The sequence below is a fragment of the Streptomyces sp. NBRC 109706 genome (genome assembly GCF_000974485.1).
Classification (GTDB): domain Bacteria; phylum Actinomycetota; class Actinomycetes; order Streptomycetales; family Streptomycetaceae; genus Streptomyces.
In genome coordinates this window covers 1-847 of sequence record NZ_BBOM01000002.1, presented here as the reverse complement: position 1 = coordinate 847, position 847 = coordinate 1, and the positions used below count along the sequence as shown (strand labels likewise).

Below are 847 nucleotides of genomic sequence, written 5' to 3'. Positions count from 1 at the left end.
ACAACAAGCAAGCCTGCTGTGCGACGCTCCCACGGCTTGTAGGCACACGGTTTCAGGTACTATTTCACTCCGCTCCCGCGGTACTTTTCACCATTCCCTCACGGTACTATCCACTATCGGTCACCAGGGAATATTTAGGCTTAACGGGTGGTCCCGCCAGATTCACACAAGATTTCTCGGGCCCTGTGCTACTTGGGAAACACACAAGAGAGCCACCATGATTTCGTCTACGGGGGTCTTACCCTCTACGCCAGGCCTTTCGCATGCCCTTCGACTACCACAATGGTTTCTTACTCTCCGACCGTCCGGCAGAACGATCAAGCACGCTCCCACAACCCCGCCTGCGCAACCCCTGCCGGGTATCACACACAAACGGTTTAGCCTCATCCGGTTTCGCTCACCACTACTCCCGGAATCACTGTTGTTTTCTCTTCCTGCGGGTACTGAGATGTTTCACTTCCCCGCGTTCCCTCCACACCGCCTATACATTCAGCGGTAGGTGACAGCCCATAACGACTGCCGGGTTTCCCCATTCGGACACCCCCGGATCACAGCTCGGTTGACAGCTCCCCGGGGCCTATCGTGGCCTCCCACGTCCTTCATCGGTTCCTGGTGCCAAGGCATCCACCGTGCGCCCTTAATAACTTGGCCACAGATGCTCGCGTCCACTGTGCAATTCTCAACCAACAACCAGTCCACCAAAACAAACCCCCCGCAAGAGGGGCCGTCCTGGTACTGGAATACCGAAGACAACGTCCCGCCATGACAGCGGCCGTGCCCTCAGACACCCAACAACGTGCCCGACACCCTCCCCCTCACCAACCCACGTTCCACACCCACAACAGCG

1 rRNA gene is annotated in these 847 nt (G+C 57.6%); it reads right to left on the bottom strand.

The features are described from left to right. Positions 1-651: ribosomal RNA gene (locus AOM46_RS34485) — 23S ribosomal RNA — on the bottom strand; the annotation flags it as partial. Between the last annotated feature and the right edge of the window lie 196 nt (positions 652-847).